Source organism: Paraburkholderia denitrificans (genome assembly GCF_042655705.1).
In the GTDB taxonomy this organism is placed as follows: domain Bacteria; phylum Pseudomonadota; class Gammaproteobacteria; order Burkholderiales; family Burkholderiaceae; genus Paraburkholderia; species Paraburkholderia denitrificans.
Genome location: NZ_JBHSMP010000016.1, coordinates 25,259 through 44,701, shown reverse-complemented (window position 1 = coordinate 44,701; position 19,443 = coordinate 25,259). Strand labels below are relative to the sequence as shown.

Genomic DNA, 19,443 nt, shown 5'->3' with positions numbered 1-19,443 from the left:
GCGTGTCATACGCGGGTCAGTCGTCGCACTCGGGCGGATCCTTGCAGGCGGTCGCGATGCCCTGCGGCTTGAGTTCTTCGGAGAGCAGCAGTTGCGCGCCCTGCGTCACGACCTGGTCGCCAGCGTTGAAGCCGGACGTCACCACGAAACCGTGCTCGCCCTCGTTACCCGCAGGCACGTAGCGGCGCGTGAAGTGCCCAGGCGCAGTACGTACGTAGGCCCATGTCTGACCGCCGTACCACACCACCGCATGCTCGGGAATCAGCAGCCCGGACAGCGCCTCGCTCGACGTCGGCACGCGCGCGCTCGTGCGCAGGTTGGCTGGCAACGTCGCGTCGGCAACGTATAGCCACGGCGTGCCCTGCACGGCCGGATCGGCGAGCGGCGAAGCGGAAAGCCGTTGAGCAGGCAACGTGCGGCCGTCGGGTGTATCGACCGCGATCTGCACTGGCGGCGTCGCGGCGAAGCTGGAAGGCAACGTGACGCGCAGCACAACCGACTGGCCCGACTGGAGACGCTGGAACAGCTTCGAGACCGGTGCGGCGGCGGCGTTCGCGAGTGCGTCGCCGAACTGCTGGCGCATCGTGCCGTCAAGGCCTGCCAGCGTGACCCGCGCCGATTGCAGTCTCGCTTCATCGCCTTGCATCGTTGACTGCGCAGCCAACAGACTCTTCTGAGAAATATTGCGGTCGTCGGCAAACAGCGTGCGGCTGCTTGCGTATTGCGTCCGTGAGCTGGCCGCCTGCGCGGTGAATGTATCGACGTCCGCGCGTGCGGTGGCAAGGCGGTTGCGCAGATCGAAGAGCGGCTGCAGATCGATGACCGTGGCGTCGGCACTGATGCGCGACTGGCTCGTGACGGCGGCAAGCGGCGCGGCTTCAATATGGCTGGCGCTTTGTGCGTCGGCGCTCAAGACCACGACTGTTTCACCGTTGACGGTCTGCACAGCGGACGGCGGAGCCGACTGCGTTGCGGTGGCAGTCGATGCACCGGGCGCGTCGAACATCTGGTTAATGATGTACCAGCCCGCACCGGCGCACAGGGCGAGCGAAACGACACCAGGAAGAATGAGCGGGAGTTTCATCGTGTCGTCCCCTCACTGAGGGTGTGAGTCACCGCCTCGTGGGCGAGGGGCAATTGCATCGCATCTTCGAGTGCGCCGGCAGCCTGCTGGACAACGACTTCGGCATCGAGATGCGTGGTTTCGCTCGTCTGATAGTCGGCTTTCGCCTGTGTGTAAGTCAGCCGGTCCGCGTCGCCGCTGGAGAACGCAGCGGCCTGACTGTCGAGTTGACGGCGGGCGCTCGCCAGATGGTCATCGGAAATCCGCAATGCGTCGATGCTCGCCTGATAGCGCGCCAGTGCGTGCGCGAGATCGCCAATGATCTTGTCTTGCAGCGCGCCGGTGCGGACTGCCGCCTCCTTGCGCTTGGCCTCGGCCTGTTTAATGCCACCCTGGTTCTGATCGAAGATCGGCAACGCGATACCGGCCAGTCCGAACGCGAACTTGTTCGTGCCGGTGTCGTACGTATAGCCGGGGCCGAGATGGATATCCGGATACTGTTTCGCAATCTCGAGCTGGAGCGCCGATTCAGCCGCAGCGTAGTCGGCCAGTGAGGCGCGCAGATCGGCACGATGAAAAATGGCGGCGCGCTGCGCATCTGCTGCCGGTGGCGCAGGCGCAGCCGTGCCAAAAGCGCTGATGTCGAGCGTCACACCGTCGAGTGCGGTGACCGGCACGCCGATGGCGGCGCTCAATTGCGCGCGCGCATCCTGTTCCGCGCTGCACGCGGCGGCCAGATCGCTCTGCGCCTGGGTATCGGCAAGCACGGCGGCGTTGACATCGGGCTGAGAAAACTGGCCGACGGCGAGACGGTGGCGGCTCATCGCCGTGATCTGCCGCTCGGCTTCCGCTTTTGCGGACAGGAATGCGATGCGGCTGCGGGCAGCGTACAGCGCGAGCATGGCGTCGCGAACCTGCGCACGGACGGTCCACGCCGCACTCAGGATGTTTAGCCGTGCGGCTTCGGACATGTGAGCGGCCTGATCGACGCGATAGCCGCGCTTGTGTGCGGTTTCGATCGGGATGTCGAGCGCAGGCCCCCAGGTGAAGGGCGCGCCAGGCCCCGGGTTCGGTGTGTCGTACTGGAACGGCAACTGCAAAACAGGGTTGGGAATCGCGTTGGCGACGTCGATGCCCGCTTTGGCCGTGTCCCATTGCGCGCGTGCGAGGTCGAGCGCGGGGCTGTAGCAGAACGCCGCCAGGGTGAGCAACTCGCGGTTCCAGACCGCGGGCGGCCACGGTGCAGCATCGTGCCCTGCTTCGCGCGCGATGCACGCGTGCAGGTCCTCGCTAGCCAGTGAGCGCTGCTCGAATTGCCGGGCAAGCAGGTCGGGGGCGATCGGCTGGGGATGCCAGGTCGCACAGCCGCCGATGCCAATCAAGGCAATCAATGATGCAAGTGAAAACGCGCGGCGCATTCTGGCATTCCATCGGACGTTGTGCCGCCCGAACGGGCAGCTTCCGGGGCCGATGCTACGCCAGTGCTTGTGAAGTTTTCGTCAAGAACCTGACAAGAACCCATCAAGAAACTGAGCGGTTCTCGTGAAGTCGGCTCATGCTTCGTTCGCAGTCGGCAGGCGAAGCGAAACGCGGGTGCCAATGCCTGGCTCGCTGCCGATCTCGATCCGCCACCCGTAGCGGTCGCACAGCTTTCTGACGATAGACAGGCCGATCCCGACACCCTGCATCGCGCTGTGTGGCGAACCTGTCTGATAGAACCGTTCAAAAACATGCGGGAGCGCTTGCGCCGGAATACCCGGCCCCGTGTCCTCGATGCACAACCAGCCATCGGCGTAGCGAAAGTGAAGACGTCCGTGGTCCGTATGCCGCACGGCGTTGTCAACGATGTTGGAGAGCACGATTGCGAGCGCGGGCCGGTTTGCCGCAACCCGCAGTTCGCAATCCACGTCGATGATCGTGTCGAGTCCCTTTCGCGCGAGCTGGTCAGCGAATGGTGCCAGCGTGGTTTCAATCATCTTCGCCATTGCCACCGGTTCGACATCGCGCGCCGAATCCTCCCTGGCAAGCATCAGCAGCGCGCTGGTGAGTTCGCGCATGTTGTCGGCGGCCCGCTCGATCTGCTGCAAACGCGCGCGCGACTTGCCACTGATCGCCGCATCCTGTTCAAGCAATTCGCAACTTGTCTTGATAGCCGTGAGCGGCGTGCGAAGCTCGTGGCTGACATTGCCCGTGAATTCCTTCTCACGCGCAATCATGTCGGCCATACGCTGGTGATAATCGTTGAATGCCTCCACCAGTCCGACGAGTTCGGTCTCGTCATATCTGCCGGGCTGAATCGGCGCCGATTCGCCGAGCCGTAGTTCCTTCACCTGTCGCGCGAGCCCCGCCACCTGCCGCACCAGCAGACCCGACAAACCGAAGGACAGCCAGATCGTGAGCAGCGCGAAAATGCCCGTACCGGCCATCAGCACATTGATAACCTGCTTGAAGTGCTTTTCGTAGATATTGAAGTTGTAAACCCGGTACAGACGCGCCGTGCCGAGTGGCGCAATCGCGACATGAATCTCCCGTCCGCCGATGATGATCTCGTGCGTGCCGAAAGGCAGATCCCTGACCGACTCGGGCAGCGTAATGGACTCCCGGTGCGCGCCCGATACATAGCCACTCATCCGTGCATCGAAAGGCGGCAGCAAAGACGGATCGGCTTCGTAATTCTTGAGCACGCTCGCCATGTCATCATGGATAAGCGCCGCGATCAGTTTTTCTTCCTGGGTTTCGGCCAGCGCTTTAACGCCAAACGCCTGCGCCAGCAGCAGCGCGATGCCCAGCACCGAGAAAAAGAGCGCGACCTTGAAGCGCAGGCTATTTCGTATCATGGCCGGTTGCCGCAAGTCGGTAGCCGACGCCATGGAGCGTTTCGATAACGTCCGGCTCGCCAGGATCGCACAGTGCCCGGCGAAGGGTGTAGACATGTGTGCGCAACGTGTCGCTGTCCGGCAACTCGTCGCCCCAGACTTCCGATTCAAGCTCGGCGCGGCTAAAGGTGCGGTGCGGCGACTGCATCATGATGCGCAGCAACTGGAGACATTTGGGAGGAAGCTTGACCGGCCGCCCGGCGCGTTCGACGGTCATCGTCGACAGATCGAGGCGCACGTCCGCAAATCGAAGATCCATGCTGGCGACCTGGCCGCGATAGCGCTTGACCATGGCGCCAAGACGCGCCCCCACTTCCTTCAGGGAAAACGGTTTGACCAGGTAATCGTCCGCGCCGTGCACGAACCCCTTCAGCTTGTCGTCAAGCGCGTCCCTCGCGGTCAGCATCAGCACGGGCGTGTCGCGGCATGCCTCTTCACGCAACCTGCGACAGAGCGTGAGACCGTCCATGCCAGGCAGCGACAGATCGAGCAGGATGGCATCCCACGCATCGGCAAGCGCCATCTGCAGCCCTGCATTGCCATTGGAGGCCACATCGACCGCATAGCCGCTCGCCTCAAGATAGTCGTAGAGGTTCGCGGCTATCGCGGAGTCGTCTTCGACAATAAGCACCTTCATGAACATCCCTTCATCATCCTCGGGCAGCATGATAGCCGATGCTACCGTAGAACTCCGCGCGTCGCGATGGCGTAAGTCCGGCGGATTCGTCGAGCCATTTAGCGTGCGCGTACCGTTGTCAGGAACGTATTGTGTGGTGAGTCATCCTGAGGCTTCGCGTCGCCAGATCGTCACGCAATTTCACGAGTGGATTTGCCATGAAGCCGAGCGCCAATCGCAGGCTGCCTTGACGATCGAAACTTGTCTATCGAGGCGCGGTAGTGGCTGCGGATACGGAGAGACCCGACAGCGGTGACTTTCCTGCGCCAGCCGCATCATTGGGAACGGTTGTCGTTGATGTGTTGTCCTGCATGAGCGCCTCTTCCGATCTCTTGTTGAGGACGATGATGCTGATGCGCCGGTTCTCCGGATCGAGCGGATCGGCCTTGTTCAGGTTCTGCGTCGCAGCGAGTCCAATGACACGCATAACCTTACCCGTGTCGAGGCCGCCTGCAATCAACTCGCGGCGCGATGCGTTCGCGCGGTCGGTGGAGAGTTCCCAGTTGCTGTAGCCCTTCTCGCCATGCGGGTAGGGCACGGCGTCCGTGTGCCCCTGAACGATGATCCGGTTAGGCACGCTGTTGAGCGTGCCTCCGATCGCCCTGAGGATGTCGTGCATATACGGCTCGACCGTGTCCCGCGCGGTTGCGAACATCGGACGCTTCTGCGAATCCACGATCTCGATACGCAGCCCCATGAGCGTCGAGTCGATCCGGATCTGTTGTCTGAATTGCCGCAGATCCGGATTGGCCTGCAGCGCCGCCATCAACTTGATCTGAAGGTCATGCAAACGGAGCTGTTCCCGCAATGCAACATCGCGGCTCTGCAGTTTGCCGGTGTTGTCGTCGGCCCGCTGCGCCGAGTGCTCGCCCCGGTCGAGATGACCATCCGTTTGCTGCGTGTCACCCTGGCGGTCAGTGGAAACGTCCCGGCCTCCCGCCTTCAGGACGCCCGAATCCACCGCGCTGCGCTCGCCGCCCCACAGCGTGAGTTTCAGGGGCTGCTTGAAGAAGTCGGCGACGCCCTGAATCTGAACCCTGGACTCCATGCTGACCAGCCACATCAGCAGAAAAAAGGCCATCATCGCGGTCATGAAGTCCGCGTAAGCGAGCTTCCACGCACCAGTGCGATAGACCTTGCGGTCGGACGTGACATGTCTCACGACAATCTTTCGCCCCCTGTCCCTCCTCCGCATCGCCGATTCCCCCAGGCTGGTTGACTGCGCCCGACTCCCTTGTTTCTTGCATGAATATGGGTCCGCGCCGCCGGATAACTGAATTACGGCAAAAACGCAGGTAGCCTTGATTGCCCGGGTTTGTCATTCGACAAACCCGGGCAAATTGCTATCGTCATTTTCCTGTCGCGATTGCGCCGTTGCACCCGCAACGGGCCTGCACGGATGTTACCCCTTGTAAACGCTGATTGACGAACAGGCGGAGACCGTTAGCAATCCGCTCCATAGCGGCGGTTCAGGTGCCGCCCACGCCCATTCGGCGCGCGACCCGGCTTTTGTAATGTACGATTTCAGCGAAGCTACTTTTAAAACGCTTTTATAGGTTATGGCGATGTATATCGTAGAACTCTCGTACCTGAAGCCCCTTAACGCCATTGAAATCCAGTTGGAAGCACATCGTAGTTTTCTCGATGAGCAATATGCCAGTGAAGCGTTCCTCGCGTCCGGGCCAAAAAATCCGCGCGATGGAGGCGTTATTCTTGTAAGCGGCCGCGTCAGCCGCACGGAACTGGATGCGATTCTTGCGCGCGATCCGTTTTATCAGCATGGCTTAGCGGCTTACCGCATAACCGAATTCGCGCCGGTGAAGTTCCATCCCACGCTGAAAGGCGTTCTGTAGCGGTTTCTCGATTAATCCGATTACCTGAAAATCAGGCGGTGGCATGGACTGACCGGCGTTGCGCAATCGTCGGCAGATGCAACGTGGATTGGATTACGCCGCGTCCACATGCTTGCTGCAACCGGGCGTCTGTATCAAGATTAACTCGCAGCATCAGAAACGAGTGACTCCCATGACACACGATCCTGATTTCGATCCTGCTTCGGATCCCGATAAGCTGAAGGGCCCGGGCGGCATGACGTTGCGGCAGATTCACGAACAGGTGCAGAAGTCCGTCCAGCGCGACCGCGAAGCGCAGGCTGCGCACACACCCGCTCCGCCGCAAGGCCGGTGGCAGCGGTGGGTGCGTTACGTATGGGGCCGCAGCGGACGGCGCTAGCCTCGATTCGACAAGAGCGTGCTGGTCAGCCGCCGCGCTTCGGGGATCGACCGTTCGCAACGACGGGTTCAACCGGCGGCAAGTTGCCAAACGTTACAGACCTCCAGACATCTCGTCCGGCGCAGATTCAACGGCGCTCGGTAATCGGCCCCTCGGCATTCACACGCCCGACAGCACCGGCAGGACCGCCAACGGTAATCGGGCCATCCACTTCCAGATCGCCGTGCACGACCAGCGGGCCGTGCACCGTGAGCGGGCCATCGAACAGGTTTTCTCCCCGGCGCCTGCGTACGGCGGGATCGTTGAACGGAATCCGTTCGATCCAGTCCGCCGTGATCGGCCCGCGGGCGTAGATGTCACCCGCGACGGTGAGCGAGCCGTCGACGGTCAACGGCCCGCGCACGACGGCCGACCCGGTGATGCTGAGAGGACCCGTGGTAACGGGCTGCGCATACGCTGCCGGGAACAAGACGGAGGTCACCAGCAGAACCATGCCTGCCGCGGTGCCCCGCGTCAGCGTCGGGATAGTGCTCATTCCGAGCCTCGCAATGAAGCGTTTCATGTTACCTCCCGGTCGGCGCAAGTTACGCGCCCGCAGGCCGCTCGCGCGATTTGCGACGGCCGACTGCCCTCAAGCAGCCAATCCCGCCGATGATGCATCCACGATATCCGGATTAAATCGGGTCATACAGTTCAAGTCGAGTGCGCGAATCTGTTCAGTCATGAAGTCGACGAAGATCCGGATGCGCGCCGGAAGATGTTGCCGGCTGAGATAGCAGATATAGTGGCCGCGATCTTCCGGCACATGCTTCGCCATCGCGACGACGAGTTCGTTCGATGCAATATGGTCGCGAATCTGATAGCCCGCCATCTGAGCAATGCCCGATCCGTTCAGAACCGCACGCAACACCAGATCCGCATCGTTGAACGTGAGGCGGGACGTCGGCAGGTACTTTTGCACTCGGCCATCAACGGTGAATTCCCATTCGAACAGGCGTCCGCTCGCAAAACGGAAATTGATGCACTCGTGCTCGCACAGATCCTCCAGACTCTGCGGGAGGCCATGCCTCGCCACATACGACGGCGCCGCGCAGAGCGCCATCTGCATCGGAATCAGTTGCCGGGCAATGATGCTGGAGTCTTCAATGCGTCCATTGCGGAACGAGACGTCGATCCGCTCCGACACCAGATCGATCGGCCGGTCGTCGAGCAACAGATCGATCAAGATGTCGGGGTAAGCCTGAGCAAACGTTTCCAGCAGGGGCGCAACGACTTTCCTGCCGAATCCCACCGCGGAACTGATCCGAATGAGGCCGCGCGGCGGCCCCTGCCGCAGCTCCAGCATGTCGTTCATGGCCTCCACGATCTGCGCCACGCCCTGATGGCAGTTCTCGAAGAATCGTTGGCCTTCGCGCGTCAGTTCGGTCGTGCGCGTGGTCCGCTGGAACAACCGCGTACTCAACTGCGTCTCCAGCTTCTGGACGTTCCGGCTCACGGCCGGCCGGCCGACTCCGAGACGTTCGGCGGCCTTGGTAAAGCTCCCCTCGCTCGCCACGGCGACGAATGCAAGGATGCCCGCATAGCTCGCACCAAAGCTCGCCGACAATGCATCGTCGCGACCGGCCAGGTCGCGACGAACGCCATGCTCCGATGGATCCGATCGATTCATTTCAGCCGCCCCAGACATGCCGCTCATCCCGATTGCCCGTCGCTGGCCCGCGCCAGCGGACCACCCACACGTGCGAACGCGCATCAGCCTCGTGCAAGCCACTCGTCGAGACCGATGCGGCCGACTCGCGCGGGCCCGAGCGGCACGAGCGATTTTTCCTCGACACGGCCGCCGTAGTAGCGGGCGTCGCGATCGGTCACCACCGTGCGCGTGTCGCCGACCGACTTCAGATAGCGCGCGACGATCTCCGCGAACGGCGCGCGATCCGGGCCCGCGATCTCGACCGTGCCGTTCAGCGGCCCGGCGAGTGCGAATTGCGCGATGAGTGCCGCGACGTCTTCCGCCGCGATCGGCTGAAACAGTCCGTCGCCGATGCGGACCGTGCTGCCTTCCGTGCCGAAATCCGCAATACCGCCGATGAATTCCAGGAATTGCGTTGCGCGCACAACCGTGTACGGAACGCCCGCCGCTTCGATCGCCTGTTCCTGCGCGACCTTGGCCGCGAAATAGCCGTTCTCCGGCATCCGGTCGCAGCCGACGATGGACAGCGCAACGTGATGGCGCACGCCTGCGGCCACTTCGGCCTTGCCGAGATTGCGCGCCGACGTGCGGAAGAAGTCCAGTACCGCCTGCGGTTCCCATGACGGCGCATTCGCCACGTCCACAACGACATCCGCGTCCGTCAATGCATCGGTCAGGCCTTCGCCCGTGATGGTATTGACGCCGGTGCGCGGCGATGCGGCAAGCGCTTGATGGCCCGCTTCGCCGAGCAGCGTGACGACACGCGAGCCGATCAGGCCCGAACCGCCGATGACAACGATCTTCATCGCAAACTCTCCTGACACAAGGATTCAATTTGAACGCGTGGGCACGTGACGCGTGCCGTATCCGACGAAATGCTTACAACCACCGCATCGCGTGACGCAATTGTGAAAGAATCATGTCCTGCCCATAAGTGCCAAGAATCGTCGACTGGACTAGTCCAAGTCGCACCTGTTCCCGTGACGCACGAGACCGCCATGTCTGCGCAAACACCCGCACTGACCATCGAAATCGACCGGCAGCACCAGTTGCCGGTCTATCTGCAGATTTGCGAGCGGTTCAGAACCGCGATTGCCGCGGGTCATCTGCGTCCCGGCGATCGCGTGCCCGCGCTGCGCGGTCTGGCAACGCAACTGAACACGGCGCGCGGCACCGTGGAACAGGCTTACACGATCCTGGTCGACGAGGGATATCTGCAAATGCGCGGCGCGGCAGGCACGTTCGTATCGCCGTCCCTGCCGGAATCGCTCACGCGCTCGTCGCCCGCGCGAGCCGACGAACACGCGCGGCGCGCCGAAAACGCCGATCTGCACCGGGCGCCGGGCACGCCGCACGACAGTCAGCCTCCACGGCGCCCGCAGCCAATCGCCGTCGCGATGAGCGGCGAGCCGCGCCCGCTGCAGCCCGGGATCCCGGCGCTCGATGCATTTCCGCGCAAGGTATGGCACCGGCTCGTGTCGCAGCGGGCGCGCAGCAGCGAACGCGCACTGCTGGGCTACCCGAATCCGGCCGGCTACCGGCCGCTGCGCGAACACATCGCCACCTATCTGACGCTATTGCGCGGCGTCACCTGCGTGCCGGAACAGGTGTTCGTCACCGGCGGCTACCGCTCGACGCTGGAACTCGTGCTGCGCAGTCTCGCGCGTCCGAACGACCGTGTGTGGTTCGAGGATCCCGGCTATCTGCTCGCCCGCAGCTTCCTGTCCGAGACCGGCGTGCAACTCGTCCCGGTGCCGGTGGACGTCGAAGGGCTCGACGTCGGGCGCGGCATGCAACTGGACGCGCAGGCACGCTTCGCGCTGGTGACGCCGTCGCATCAGAGCCCGCTCGGGCACACGCTGTCGCTTTCCCGTCGCATCGCACTGCTCGATTGGGCCGAAAAAATGTCGGGCTGGATCGTCGAGGACGACTACGACAGCGAGTTCCGCTATCTCGGCCACCCGCTTCCGGCGTTGAAGAGTCTCGACCGGCGGGATCACGTGGTCTATTGCAGTACCTTCAGCAAGGCGATGTACCCCGGTTTGCGGCTTGCGTACGCGGTCGTGCCGGAGCGCGCCGTGGAGCGCGTCGAACGCGTGGCATGCAGCATGAATGCCGGCTCGCCAGCGCTCTTGCAGGCGGCCCTGGCGGATTTCATCGAACAGGGGCACTTTGCCCGGCATCTGAAGCGGATGCGCACGCTGTACGGCGAGCGGCGCACGCTGATCGTGCACGCATTGCGGCAGGCGTTCGGCGAACGGCTGATCGTCGAATTGCCGTCAGGCGGCATCCAGTTCGCGGTGCGGTTCACCGAGGGGCCCGAAGGGCCAGTCGACGACGTCGCCGTCGCTGCCCGCGCCCGCGACGCCGGACTCGCGGTCTTGCCGCTTTCGATCTGGTACGCGAGCAGCCGCACGCAGCAAACGCCACGCGGCCTCGTCATCGGGTTCGCGAACATCGCCGATGCGCACGAAGCGCACCGTCTCGCACAAACACTGCGTGCCTGCCTGGGCCGCTGACGTGCGGCACGCCGCAGCCGACGCCGAGCGTCTCGCGAAAGTTCATGGCGGCGTGCAGCGTGTCACGGTTTCGACTGGTGTCTATTGGCGTCGATCGACGAGCGCGCTACTTTACGGGCGTGAGGACCGGTGCACCCTGATTCTTGATCAGGAACACCAGGAATTTTGCCGGCTTCGTTTTGCTGGCATTTCGCCCGACCGTGTGAATATCGGCCGGTCCTTCGTGGAAGGTATCGCCCTTATGGAGCGTGACTTCCTTGCCGCCGTTCAGGCCCATCACGATGCTGCCGTCGAGCACGTAGACAAATGCGTGCGCATCGTGACGATGGACGGGATCGACACTGCCCGGCGGATAGTCCACGACGATCATCTGGACTTCCTTGCCCGGATATTCGGGCAAGGTTCGCGTGCCGAGCGACGTGACTTTGGCTGTGGGCTCGGCGCTCGCCGGCAGCGCGGCCAGCATGCACGAGTACATCGCGGCAGCCAGCGCAAGCAGGGTGCGTTTCATGGCGTCACTCCAGATTGGCCTTGTCGAGTCCGAACAACCTGTCGAGCGAGCCCGGCACGCTGCGGAATGCGACACTCAGCCTGTTCCAGCTATTGATCAAACCCACGAGAAACGTGAGATCCGATAATTCCTGCGCGGAATAGTGTTCGAGTACGTGTTCGTAGAGATCGTCCGGTACACCATCGGCCGGAAGGCGGGTCAGAACTTCGGCCCACGCCAGCGCGGCACGCTCGCGCGGCGAGAACAGCGGCGACTCGCGCCAGATCGCCACGTGATGCAGGCGCAATTCACGCTCTCCGTGGAGCTTCGCCATCTTGACGTGCATGTCCACGCAGAACGCGCAGCCATTGATTTGCGACGCCCTGATTTCGACGAGCTCGCGAATGGGCGCTTCCAGCGTCGTTTTGTGAAGAAGTTCGCCAAGCTCGCCGAGCTTTCTGGACAGTTCCGGCGATTGCTGAAAGTAGTTGAGGCGTTGCGTCATGCTCGATTCTCCTGACCGGTTCGGGGGCGCTTGTTGAGCCCGCATCGAACGATCTTTCGCGGGACCAGGCTCGCGAGCATGGTAAACCCGGGACTCACAGGCCAGTAGTACCGGCGGAGTGCGCACTCTGTTGTCGCTTCGGCACCAATCAGCGATTCAGCGATTCAGCGAAGAAAAAATATTTGCCTCTCCCGCGACGGATTTCCGCGCGCCGTTCCGTTCAATACGCACAAGGGCCATGTCGGCACCGCGCCTGCCACGTGCAACCAGTGGGGGTGCGTCATCCGGGTTGGACTGCACTACGCGTGGGACTGAGCGTGGCGCTGACTGACTGGGGCGCGCTGGCGAACATGGCCCGTATCGCCTGCGCGACACCGCGCTTCAGTGCGGGATCGCTGGCGAGATGTCCGCCGGGTACGCGGGTGATGTGCGCGCCAGGCGTTGCTTTCGCAAGACGATCGACGTTGCGGACCGGGCACACGGGATCGCGCAGGCCGTGCACGGCATAGATCGGCACGCCAGCGTGTTGTGCGTTGCGTGCGAAAGCGAGCAGGCGCCGCTCGCCGAGCCAGCAGTCGTGCAACAGGTAATGCGCCTGGACCCGGTACTTGGCGATGAGCGTGCGCATGGCCTTCGGCGCGTTTGCGCGGCGTGGACGAGATGCCGAAGCACGGCCGGGCCACGACGAGGCGAGTATCGCTTCTTCGTACGCGCGCCATGCGAGCGCGACCTCACGTTGACGCACGTATGCCGCGCCAGGCTGCAATCGCTTCCCACAGCATGCGAGCAACGCGCTCGCGCGGGTGCATCCGGCCGCGGCGTACAGGCGCCGCCAGGCGCGTGGCGCTTTGTGGCGCGATGTCACGAACAGGTGCCGTACTTCATGTCGCGAGGTCAGAAAGAGGCCGCGCAGCACGACGCCCAGCACACTTGCGGGATGCTGACCTGCATACGCGAGCGCAAGCGCGGCGCCCCAGGAACCGCCGACGATCCCCCAGCGCGCGATGCCGAGCGCGCGGCGAATCGCCTCGAGATCCGCAACGAGGTGGTCCGTGCGGTTGCCGCGCAACCCGCCGCGTGGACGCGACTCGCCCGCGCCACGTTGATCGACGAGTACGACACGTGTTTTCGTCAGGTCAAACAAGGCCAGCATGCCGGGCTGGCTTGCGCTGCCCGGGCCGCCGTGCAGCACGACGACTGTCTGCGCCGTGCTCTCGCCGGCCACCGTGAACGCGATTGAATGCCCGTCTCTATTCAGGCGCAGGTGGCGCAGCGGGCCGCACGAAGTTGGCCAGCCGGAAGTTTGTCTGCGCATGAATGGGCCGCTCGTCACGAGCGCGTAGTGAAAAAAAAGCGTTCAACCAGGCAAGAATCGCACGCGAGGTACGAATTGATACAGATTGGGGTGAGTCCGCAAATTGTAGCTCGGCATGTCGCTCGCAGCGCTGCGAGCGCATACGCTTTCGTCGCAATGCTGGCGCTGCCGCACTCTCCACCGTCTTCGCCACGCTTTTTCTCGAGCGAGTTGTCACACGGGTGTTGCATCCTGCGGCACAAGTGCTCCAAAAATCAACACTGTGCATTTCCCGAACGTGTCGGGCGGCAACACGTTCGGCCCCCTTGCGTCTGCAAAACGACAATGTCCTTGTCGGCTATCGCACGAAGCTCCGCTCGCGCCGCTTGCGCGCTTCGTGTATCGACATCGGCATACCTCTTGCTTCAAAGGAAACGGCCGCGCATCCAGTGCGGTTCTTCCATCCAATTACAATTCATTTGCACACAAGGAGACATGCCATGCAATGGTCCACGCCGTCGTACACCGACCTGCGTTTCGGCTTTGAAATCACGATGTATGTCGCCAATCGCTAAGCGGGCCGGGACCCGCCGCCTGCAGCGCCCGAACGGCGTTGCGGGTGGCGTCCGGAAGCAACGACAATGAAAATCAAAATACTGGGTTCGGGCGCGGGCGGCGGCCTGCCGCAATGGAACTGCAACTGCGCGAACTGTCGCAGTGCGCGCCACGGGCGCGGCGATGTGCTGCCACGCACGCAATCGTCGATTGCGGTCAGCGATAACGGTGTCGACTGGATTCTCGTCAACGCGTCTCCTGACGTGCTCACACAGTTGCGCGCGCATCCTGATATGCAGCCCGAGCGGACAATACGCGACAGCGGAATCGCGGCGGTCGTGCTGAGCGACGCGCAGATCGATCACGTGACCGGGTTGCTGATGCTGCGCGAGCGCACCGCGCCACTGCCGCTCTACGCGTGCGCGCCCGTGCTGGAAGATCTCTCGACGGGGTTGCCGCTTGTGCCGCTGCTCGGCCATTACTGCGGCGTGCGAACGCATGAGATACAGCCTGGCGAGCACTTTACGATTCCCGCATGCGAAGGCTTGCGCTTTACGCCCATTGCCGTCGACGGCAAGGCGCCGCCCTATTCGCCATTTCGCCAGAGCAGCATCGACGGCACGAATATCGCCCTTTTGATCGAGGATCGAATCAAGGGTACTCGGGCCTTCTACGCACCGGGCCTGGCGGAGATGCAGGACGAGATCAATGCCATGATGCGCGGTTCCGATCTCGTGCTTGTGGACGGCACGTTCTGGACTGCCACGGAGATGATCGATCTGGGTATCTCGACCAAGCACGCGGACGAAATGGGACATCTGGCGCAATGCGCCGAGGGTGAGCGCCGCGGCATGATCGACTGGCTCGAAGCATTGCCGCGCGGTACGCGCAAGGTTCTCACGCACATTAACAACACCAATCCGATTCTCGACCCGCATTCCGACGAGCACGCGCAACTGCGCGCTTGCGGCATCGATGTGGCGCACGACGGCATGGTTCTCGAGGTATGAAGATGAACGCACAGGTCCCCACACAGGTGTTGCACGACGCGCCGTGGACACCCGCGGAATTCGAGGCGCGGCTGCGCGCGCTGGAGTCGCGCTATCACATTCATCACCCGTTCAATCAGCGGCTCAATAGCGGCCAGTGTTCGCGCGAGCAGATCCGCGGCTGGGTGGCGAACCGTTTCTACTATCAAATCAACATTCCGCTCAAGGATGCGGCGATCCTGTCGAACTGCCCGGACCGCGCCACACGCCGGCGCTGGATTCAGCGACTCGTGGACCACGACGGCCAGGCCGATGGTCAGGGCGAGGGCGGGATCGAGGCGTGGGTGCGCCTCGGCGAAGCGGTGGGCATCGATTCCGCGACGATGTGGTCGCAGTCGCTCGTGCTGCCCTCAGTCCGCTTCGCTGTGGATGCCTACGTGAATTTCGCGCGCCGCGCGCCGTGGCAGGAAGCAGTGTGCTCGTCTCTCACGGAGATGTTCGCGCCGCAGATCCATCTCGATCGTCTCGCTGGCTGGCCATCGCATTATCCGTGGATCGAGCCGGACGGGCTGCAGTATTTCCGCAGCCGCGTGCCGCTCGCCCAGCGCGATGTCGAACACGGTCTCGAAGTCACGCTGAACTACTTCCGCACGCCCGAGGCGCAGCAGCGCGCGCTCGATATTCTCCAGTTCAAGCTCGATATTCTCTGGTCGATACTCGATGGGGTCGAAAAAGCCTGGCCCGTGTGAACACGAGTGACGCAGGCAGTGGGGTGCGGCTGCGCCCCCCCGCCTGCGGGCATCTTCGGCGTAGCGGCAAGGCAGGCGTAAATTCCGGCTGTGGTGCAAATTCGGGCGCGGGTGAAAAACGGTGGATTCACCCTCCGATTTGCACCAGAGCTTCTCCGCGAAGCACAGCAACGCAGCGCGCGCCGAGCTGCGTGAAGGCCGTATGGACCTGCACGCCGCTGGCCCCGGCCTCCAGCGCGGCGCGCACATCGACTGCCGCGCGCACGCCGCCCACGGCGAGCACCGCAGCCTTGCCGCGCAGCCGGCCGGCAAGCAAGCCCAACTGCCCGAGTCGCCCTGCGTCTTCGGGCAGAACGCCGATTACCGCATCGAAGCCGGCATCGGCGGCGCCTTCGGCCACCGCGAGCGGAAACGGATCGTCACCGGCAAGCGGCACCTTCAGCGCAATTGCAACATGGCGGCCGCTTTCGCGTGTGCGTCGATCACGCTCGGCGGCCACGCCCGCAAAAGCGCGCAAGAGGAGTGCCGCGTAATCGGCATTCAACAGAGGCCGGTAACGCCGCGCACTCAGATTGAAGCTCAAGTAGTCGGCAACGGCCCAGGCTTCGTGCAGCCCGCGCGTCCATTCGCCTGGCAACGTGGATGCAGGCGCGTCGGCGCTCATGCCCAACCCGACGCCCACACGCGCCCTGGCCCGTTCGGCGGGCGCCAACGCGGCGAGGCGCGCGGTGAGCGCACGAACACCGGGGTGCCCGTCCGGTGCAGCTTCAGGTGCCACGGTGCCGAACTCGACGCTGTCGAATCCCGCCCCGAGCAACTCGGCGGCCCGGCTGCCGTCCTTGTCGATACCGCCGGCCAACCCGAGGCGAGAAGGCCAACTGCCGTCGTTCATCGGTGTTGCTCCGCGAAATCGGCCATGAAGCCGACGAGCGCCTCGACGCCGGCCTCCGGCATGGCGTTGTAGAGACTCGCACGCACGCCGCCGAGCTGACGATGGCCACGCAAATGCATGACCCCCGCAGCCTCGGCCTCATCGAGAAAACGTTCCGTGAGGCACGCCTGCCCCAGATGGAAGCGGGCGTTGGTCATCGAGCGATGGCCGGGTTCCACGGGCGCGACATAGAAGCCGCCGCTTTCGTCGATCGCCCGATACAGCAACGACGCCTTGCGCATGTTGGTGGCTGCCATCGCCGTCAAGCCGCCGCATGCCTCGATCCACTCGAAGACGAGCGCAGCCAGGTGAACGGCCAGCATCGGCGGCGTGTTCGCACAGCTTTCCTCGGCAGCCTGGAGCCGATATTGAAACGGCAGAGGCGCCATCGACGCAGGGCGATGCAGCAAGTCTTCACGCACGATGACGATCGTGAGCCCGGACGGCCCGATGTTCTTTTGCGCGCTCGCGTAAACGAGTCCGAAGCGGGAGACATCCATCGGCGCGCTGAGCAGGCAGGAACTCGCATCGGCCACGAGCGGAACCGGGCCCGTCTCGGGCCATGCCGGCCAGGCCACGCCATCGGCCGTTTCGTTGGCCGTGATGTGGCAATAGGCCGTGTCGGGCGGCAGCGTCCACTCGCCGAGCGGCGGCACGGCGAGCGGCGTATCGCCCGCATGACGCGCAATGACGGTTGTTTCCGCATAGCGGCTTGCTTCGGCAAGCGCCCGGCGCGACCAGTAGCCCGAGTCCGCAAAAGCGGCGCGGCGCAATCCGGACGACGGATCGAGCAGATTCATCGGCACCGCGGAAAATTGATGCGTCGCGCCGCCCGCGAGAAACAGCACGCGGTAGTGATCGGGCACGCCGAGCAGCCGGGCAAGCCGCTCGCGCGCGGCTGCCAGGATTTCGCGGAACGTGGTGCCCGCGAACGGACGCTCGATTGCCGCCATGCCGTCGGCCGCGCGCCGAAGCAGGCTGTCGCCGGCTCGCGCGAGTACGGCATCGGGCAGGCGCGAAGGGCCGGCACCGAAGTTCCATGACGCACCGCTTCGGGTGGCCGGGCGCGACTGGACGAGCGTGTCGCCGTTCATCGCAGCACAAGGCCGCCGTGCGCACCGATCGCCATGAACAGCAGCAACGGAATCGACAGCATCGTATTGGTGCGCGACGACAGGTGCGTGATGCGCGCGCAGCGCACGCGCTCATCGACCGACGCGGGCTTGAATCCGAGCACCTTTTGCTGATGCGGCCAGAGCACGAACCAGACGTTGCACATCATCAGCGTGCCAATGTAAGCGCCGATGCCGATCGGCACGAATGCGCCGTGCAGCGTAAGCGCGCCGACGAGCGCGCCGTAGCGCCAGAGCATCAGCATGCCCGCCGACCACGCGACGACCGAAGCCCAGCGGAACACGCCGTGCTCCCGGTTCAGCAGCGCCTGAAAACGCGGGCTTTGATCGTTGACGAGATCGGCGCTTGTCAGCGGACGCCAATTCGGACGCTGGATCACGTTGGCGTAGTTGTGGCCGACCCAGATGATGCCGGCAAGAAAATGCGTCCAGCGCAACAAGAGATCGAAGGTGACGAGATAGGTCATGGTGCGCCTCACGCCATCAGCAGGTGCGCGAGCGCGACGAGCGCCACCGTCAGCAGCAGGCCGAGCACGACCGTGCCTCTCGCCGAGTCATAGGGATGGCCCATTCAGTCCTCCATGAAGGCGGTCGAGACGCCGTTGTCCCAGCGTTTGATGAGCGGCTTGCGAAAGCGCACCGGCGACCCGGCCTGGCTTGTCGCCTGCGTCACCAGGTGATGATGCGGCGAGCGGCTGCATGCAGGGTCGGTATTGGCCGCATCGCCGGTGAGGAGGAACGCCTGGCAGCGGCAACCGCCGAAGTCCTTCTCTTTCTCGGGGCATGAGCGGCATGGCTCGGGCATCCAGTCGAGACCGCGATACTTGCGGAACAGCGGTGATTCGTGCCACAGCCACGACAGCGGTTTGTCGCGGACCGACTCGAATTCGAGGCCCGGTATCACACGCGCTTCCTGGCAAGGCATGGCCACGCCGTCGGGTGCGATCGTCAGATGGATCGCGCCCCAGCCGTTCATGCACGCTTTCGGCCGGCTCTCGTAATAGTCGGGGACGACGAAGTAGATCGTCATGTCCTCGCCCTGCTCGCGACGCCAGCGCTCGACCACCGCTTCGGCTTCGCGCACCTGATCGCGCGTGGGCATCAGTTCATCGCGGTTGAGCAACGCCCAGTTGTAGTACTGGATATTGGCGAACTCGATGTACTCGATGCCAATGCTGGCGGCAAACTCGCAGACCGCGCCGATCTGGCCGATGTTCTGGCGGCACACCGGCATGTTGAGCACCATCGGCAAACCGTGGGCCTTGATGAGACGCGCCGCCTCGAGCTTGCGCGCGTGCGCCTTCGCACCGACGAGTTCGTCCGTCAGTTCAGGATGCATCGATTGCAGCGACAACTGCACCTGCTTGAGCCCGGCCTTCTTCAACGCGGCCATCCGCTGTTCGGTCAGGCCGATGCCGGAAGTGATCAGGTTCGTGTAGTAGCCGATCTCGTCGGCATACGCGACGAGTTCTTCGAGATCGTCGCGCTCAAGCGGCTCGCCGCCCGAGAACCCAAGCTGCAATGCACCGAGCGCGCGCCCATCGCGCAGCACGTCTTTCCACTCCTGCGTGGACAACTCGCGCTTTTCGTAGTCTTTGAAGTTGAGCGGGTTGTTGCACCACGTGCATTTCAATGGGCAGCGATAGGTGAGTTCGAGCGTCAGCCACAGTGGCTTGCCCTGGCCATCGAGGCTGACTCCTTGAGATTCCTTCGGCATCGCCGTCTCCTTTCTGTTCGACTG

The 19,443-nt window shown here is 63.6% G+C and carries 21 protein-coding genes; 6 read left to right on the top strand and 15 right to left on the bottom strand.

The features are described from left to right. Positions 1 to 16: 16 nt before the first annotated feature. The 5 genes from ACFPTO_RS13110 to motB all read right to left on the bottom strand — a co-directional run bounded on the left by ACFPTO_RS13110 (position 17) and on the right by motB (position 5,810). Entirely contained in the window at positions 17 to 1,084 is a 1,068-nt protein-coding gene (locus tag ACFPTO_RS13110; RefSeq protein WP_377711772.1) for an efflux RND transporter periplasmic adaptor subunit, read from the bottom strand. Continuing rightward, the gene (locus ACFPTO_RS13105) at positions 1,081 to 2,481 is read right to left on the bottom strand and encodes a TolC family protein (protein WP_377711771.1); all 1,401 of its coding nucleotides are present in this window, start codon (positions 2,479 to 2,481) and stop codon (positions 1,081 to 1,083) included. Before ACFPTO_RS13105 ends, ACFPTO_RS13110 begins: the two co-directional genes overlap by 4 nt. A 135-nt stretch (positions 2,482 to 2,616) precedes the next feature. Next, positions 2,617 to 3,897, bottom strand: coding sequence for a sensor histidine kinase (locus tag ACFPTO_RS13100; protein ID WP_377712091.1), 1,281 nt, complete (start codon positions 3,895 to 3,897; stop codon positions 2,617 to 2,619). Continuing rightward, positions 3,887 to 4,576 (bottom strand): response regulator transcription factor, encoded by a 690-nt coding sequence (locus ACFPTO_RS13095; RefSeq protein ID WP_377712089.1) that lies wholly within the window; start codon positions 4,574 to 4,576, stop codon positions 3,887 to 3,889. Before ACFPTO_RS13095 ends, ACFPTO_RS13100 begins: the two co-directional genes overlap by 11 nt. A gap of 244 nt (positions 4,577 to 4,820) precedes the next feature. Further along, complete coding sequence (motB, locus tag ACFPTO_RS13090) at positions 4,821 to 5,810, bottom strand: flagellar motor protein MotB (protein ID WP_377711770.1); 990 nt, start codon at positions 5,808 to 5,810, stop codon at positions 4,821 to 4,823. Between the two features lie 370 nt (positions 5,811 to 6,180). On the opposite strand from motB, the gene ACFPTO_RS13085 reads away from it, so the two are divergent. Both ACFPTO_RS13085 and ACFPTO_RS13080 read left to right on the top strand, forming a co-directional pair. Then, entirely contained in the window at positions 6,181 to 6,468 is a 288-nt protein-coding gene (locus ACFPTO_RS13085; protein ID WP_377711769.1) for a YciI family protein, read from the top strand. Between the two features lie 172 nt (positions 6,469 to 6,640). Next, positions 6,641 to 6,847: a hypothetical protein gene (locus tag ACFPTO_RS13080; RefSeq protein WP_377711768.1), complete on the top strand. Its 207-nt coding sequence runs from the start codon at positions 6,641 to 6,643 to the stop codon at positions 6,845 to 6,847. Between the two features lie 127 nt (positions 6,848 to 6,974). On the opposite strand, the gene ACFPTO_RS13075 is transcribed toward ACFPTO_RS13080, so the two are convergent. The 3 genes from ACFPTO_RS13075 to ACFPTO_RS13065 all read right to left on the bottom strand — a co-directional run bounded on the left by ACFPTO_RS13075 (position 6,975) and on the right by ACFPTO_RS13065 (position 9,343). After that, positions 6,975 to 7,409: a hypothetical protein gene (locus ACFPTO_RS13075; protein WP_377711767.1), complete on the bottom strand. Its 435-nt coding sequence runs from the start codon at positions 7,407 to 7,409 to the stop codon at positions 6,975 to 6,977. A 69-nt stretch (positions 7,410 to 7,478) separates the two neighbouring features. Further along, complete coding sequence (locus ACFPTO_RS13070) at positions 7,479 to 8,516, bottom strand: LysR family transcriptional regulator (protein WP_377712087.1); 1,038 nt, start codon at positions 8,514 to 8,516, stop codon at positions 7,479 to 7,481. An 83-nt stretch (positions 8,517 to 8,599) separates the two neighbouring features. Then, a complete protein-coding gene (locus ACFPTO_RS13065; protein ID WP_377711766.1) occupies positions 8,600 to 9,343 on the bottom strand; it encodes an SDR family oxidoreductase in 744 nt (247 codons plus the stop codon). Positions 9,344 to 9,535: 192 nt separating this feature from the next. On the opposite strand from ACFPTO_RS13065, the gene pdxR reads away from it, so the two are divergent. Further along, complete coding sequence (pdxR, locus tag ACFPTO_RS13060; protein ID WP_377711765.1) at positions 9,536 to 11,056, top strand: MocR-like pyridoxine biosynthesis transcription factor PdxR; 1,521 nt, start codon at positions 9,536 to 9,538, stop codon at positions 11,054 to 11,056. Positions 11,057 to 11,162: 106 nt separating this feature from the next. Here the strand turns inward: pdxR and ACFPTO_RS13055 are convergent, their stop codons facing one another. From ACFPTO_RS13055 to ACFPTO_RS13045, 3 genes are all read right to left on the bottom strand, one after another. Continuing rightward, on the bottom strand, positions 11,163 to 11,567 hold the full coding sequence (locus ACFPTO_RS13055) for a cupin domain-containing protein (RefSeq protein ID WP_377711764.1): 405 nt from the start codon (positions 11,565 to 11,567) through the stop codon (positions 11,163 to 11,165). Between the two features lie 4 nt (positions 11,568 to 11,571). Continuing rightward, entirely contained in the window at positions 11,572 to 12,051 is a 480-nt protein-coding gene (locus ACFPTO_RS13050; protein ID WP_377711763.1) for a carboxymuconolactone decarboxylase family protein, read from the bottom strand. Positions 12,052 to 12,331: 280 nt separating this feature from the next. Beyond that, positions 12,332 to 13,366, bottom strand: a complete 1,035-nt coding sequence (locus tag ACFPTO_RS13045) for an alpha/beta fold hydrolase (protein WP_377711762.1) — start codon at positions 13,364 to 13,366, stop codon at positions 12,332 to 12,334. A 479-nt stretch (positions 13,367 to 13,845) separates the two neighbouring features. Between ACFPTO_RS13045 and pqqA the strand changes: the two genes are divergently transcribed. From pqqA to pqqC, 3 genes are all read left to right on the top strand, one after another. Next, positions 13,846 to 13,920 carry a pyrroloquinoline quinone precursor peptide PqqA gene (pqqA, locus tag ACFPTO_RS13040; RefSeq protein ID WP_377712085.1) on the top strand — a complete coding sequence of 25 codons (75 nt, stop codon included), beginning with the start codon at positions 13,846 to 13,848 and terminating at the stop codon, positions 13,918 to 13,920. Positions 13,921 to 13,986: 66 nt separating this feature from the next. Next, on the top strand, positions 13,987 to 14,910 hold the full coding sequence (gene pqqB, locus ACFPTO_RS13035; protein ID WP_377711761.1) for a pyrroloquinoline quinone biosynthesis protein PqqB: 924 nt from the start codon (positions 13,987 to 13,989) through the stop codon (positions 14,908 to 14,910). Positions 14,911 to 14,912: 2 nt separating this feature from the next. Next, positions 14,913 to 15,638 (top strand): pyrroloquinoline-quinone synthase PqqC, encoded by a 726-nt coding sequence (gene pqqC, locus ACFPTO_RS13030; RefSeq protein ID WP_377711760.1) that lies wholly within the window; start codon positions 14,913 to 14,915, stop codon positions 15,636 to 15,638. A gap of 127 nt (positions 15,639 to 15,765) precedes the next feature. On the opposite strand, the gene ACFPTO_RS13025 is transcribed toward pqqC, so the two are convergent. From ACFPTO_RS13025 to pqqE, 4 genes are all read right to left on the bottom strand, one after another. Beyond that, positions 15,766 to 16,530, bottom strand: a complete 765-nt coding sequence (locus ACFPTO_RS13025) for a hypothetical protein (protein WP_377711759.1) — start codon at positions 16,528 to 16,530, stop codon at positions 15,766 to 15,768. Next, positions 16,527 to 17,663: a 3-phosphoserine/phosphohydroxythreonine transaminase gene (serC, locus tag ACFPTO_RS13020; protein ID WP_377711758.1), complete on the bottom strand. Its 1,137-nt coding sequence runs from the start codon at positions 17,661 to 17,663 to the stop codon at positions 16,527 to 16,529. The genes ACFPTO_RS13025 and serC overlap by 4 nt, the downstream gene beginning before the upstream one ends. After that, the gene (locus tag ACFPTO_RS13015; RefSeq protein WP_377711757.1) at positions 17,660 to 18,169 is read right to left on the bottom strand and encodes a urate hydroxylase PuuD; all 510 of its coding nucleotides are present in this window, start codon (positions 18,167 to 18,169) and stop codon (positions 17,660 to 17,662) included. Before ACFPTO_RS13015 ends, serC begins: the two co-directional genes overlap by 4 nt. Before the next feature lie 104 nt (positions 18,170 to 18,273). Then, positions 18,274 to 19,419 (bottom strand): pyrroloquinoline quinone biosynthesis protein PqqE, encoded by a 1,146-nt coding sequence (gene pqqE / locus ACFPTO_RS13010; RefSeq protein WP_377711756.1) that lies wholly within the window; start codon positions 19,417 to 19,419, stop codon positions 18,274 to 18,276. Positions 19,420 to 19,443: the final 24 nt, after the last annotated feature.

Excerpts from the sequence above, each read along its gene's own strand:
- ACFPTO_RS13085 (WP_377711769.1), top strand. The coding sequence starts at position 6,181 with ATGTATATCGTAGAACTCTCGTACCTGAAGCCCCTTAACGCCATTGAA.
- pqqE (WP_377711756.1), bottom strand. The coding sequence starts at position 19,419 with ATGCCGAAGGAATCTCAAGGAGTCAGCCTCGATGGCCAGGGCAAGCCA.
- ACFPTO_RS13065 (WP_377711766.1), bottom strand. The coding sequence starts at position 9,343 with ATGAAGATCGTTGTCATCGGCGGTTCGGGCCTGATCGGCTCGCGTGTC.
- ACFPTO_RS13055 (WP_377711764.1), bottom strand. The coding sequence starts at position 11,567 with ATGAAACGCACCCTGCTTGCGCTGGCTGCCGCGATGTACTCGTGCATG.
- pqqC (WP_377711760.1), top strand. The coding sequence starts at position 14,913 with ATGAACGCACAGGTCCCCACACAGGTGTTGCACGACGCGCCGTGGACA.
- ACFPTO_RS13025 (WP_377711759.1), bottom strand. The coding sequence starts at position 16,530 with ATGAACGACGGCAGTTGGCCTTCTCGCCTCGGGTTGGCCGGCGGTATC.
- motB (WP_377711770.1), bottom strand. The coding sequence starts at position 5,810 with ATGCGGAGGAGGGACAGGGGGCGAAAGATTGTCGTGAGACATGTCACG.
- ACFPTO_RS13105 (WP_377711771.1), bottom strand. The coding sequence starts at position 2,481 with ATGCGCCGCGCGTTTTCACTTGCATCATTGATTGCCTTGATTGGCATC.
- ACFPTO_RS13075 (WP_377711767.1), bottom strand. The coding sequence starts at position 7,409 with ATGAAACGCTTCATTGCGAGGCTCGGAATGAGCACTATCCCGACGCTG.
- ACFPTO_RS13110 (WP_377711772.1), bottom strand. The coding sequence starts at position 1,084 with ATGAAACTCCCGCTCATTCTTCCTGGTGTCGTTTCGCTCGCCCTGTGC.
- ACFPTO_RS13080 (WP_377711768.1), top strand. The coding sequence starts at position 6,641 with ATGACACACGATCCTGATTTCGATCCTGCTTCGGATCCCGATAAGCTG.
- ACFPTO_RS13015 (WP_377711757.1), bottom strand. The coding sequence starts at position 18,169 with ATGACCTATCTCGTCACCTTCGATCTCTTGTTGCGCTGGACGCATTTT.
- pqqB (WP_377711761.1), top strand. The coding sequence starts at position 13,987 with ATGAAAATCAAAATACTGGGTTCGGGCGCGGGCGGCGGCCTGCCGCAA.
- ACFPTO_RS13050 (WP_377711763.1), bottom strand. The coding sequence starts at position 12,051 with ATGACGCAACGCCTCAACTACTTTCAGCAATCGCCGGAACTGTCCAGA.
- ACFPTO_RS13070 (WP_377712087.1), bottom strand. The coding sequence starts at position 8,516 with ATGAATCGATCGGATCCATCGGAGCATGGCGTTCGTCGCGACCTGGCC.
- serC (WP_377711758.1), bottom strand. The coding sequence starts at position 17,663 with ATGAACGGCGACACGCTCGTCCAGTCGCGCCCGGCCACCCGAAGCGGT.
- pdxR (WP_377711765.1), top strand. The coding sequence starts at position 9,536 with ATGTCTGCGCAAACACCCGCACTGACCATCGAAATCGACCGGCAGCAC.
- ACFPTO_RS13045 (WP_377711762.1), bottom strand. The coding sequence starts at position 13,366 with ATGCGCAGACAAACTTCCGGCTGGCCAACTTCGTGCGGCCCGCTGCGC.
- ACFPTO_RS13095 (WP_377712089.1), bottom strand. The coding sequence starts at position 4,576 with ATGAAGGTGCTTATTGTCGAAGACGACTCCGCGATAGCCGCGAACCTC.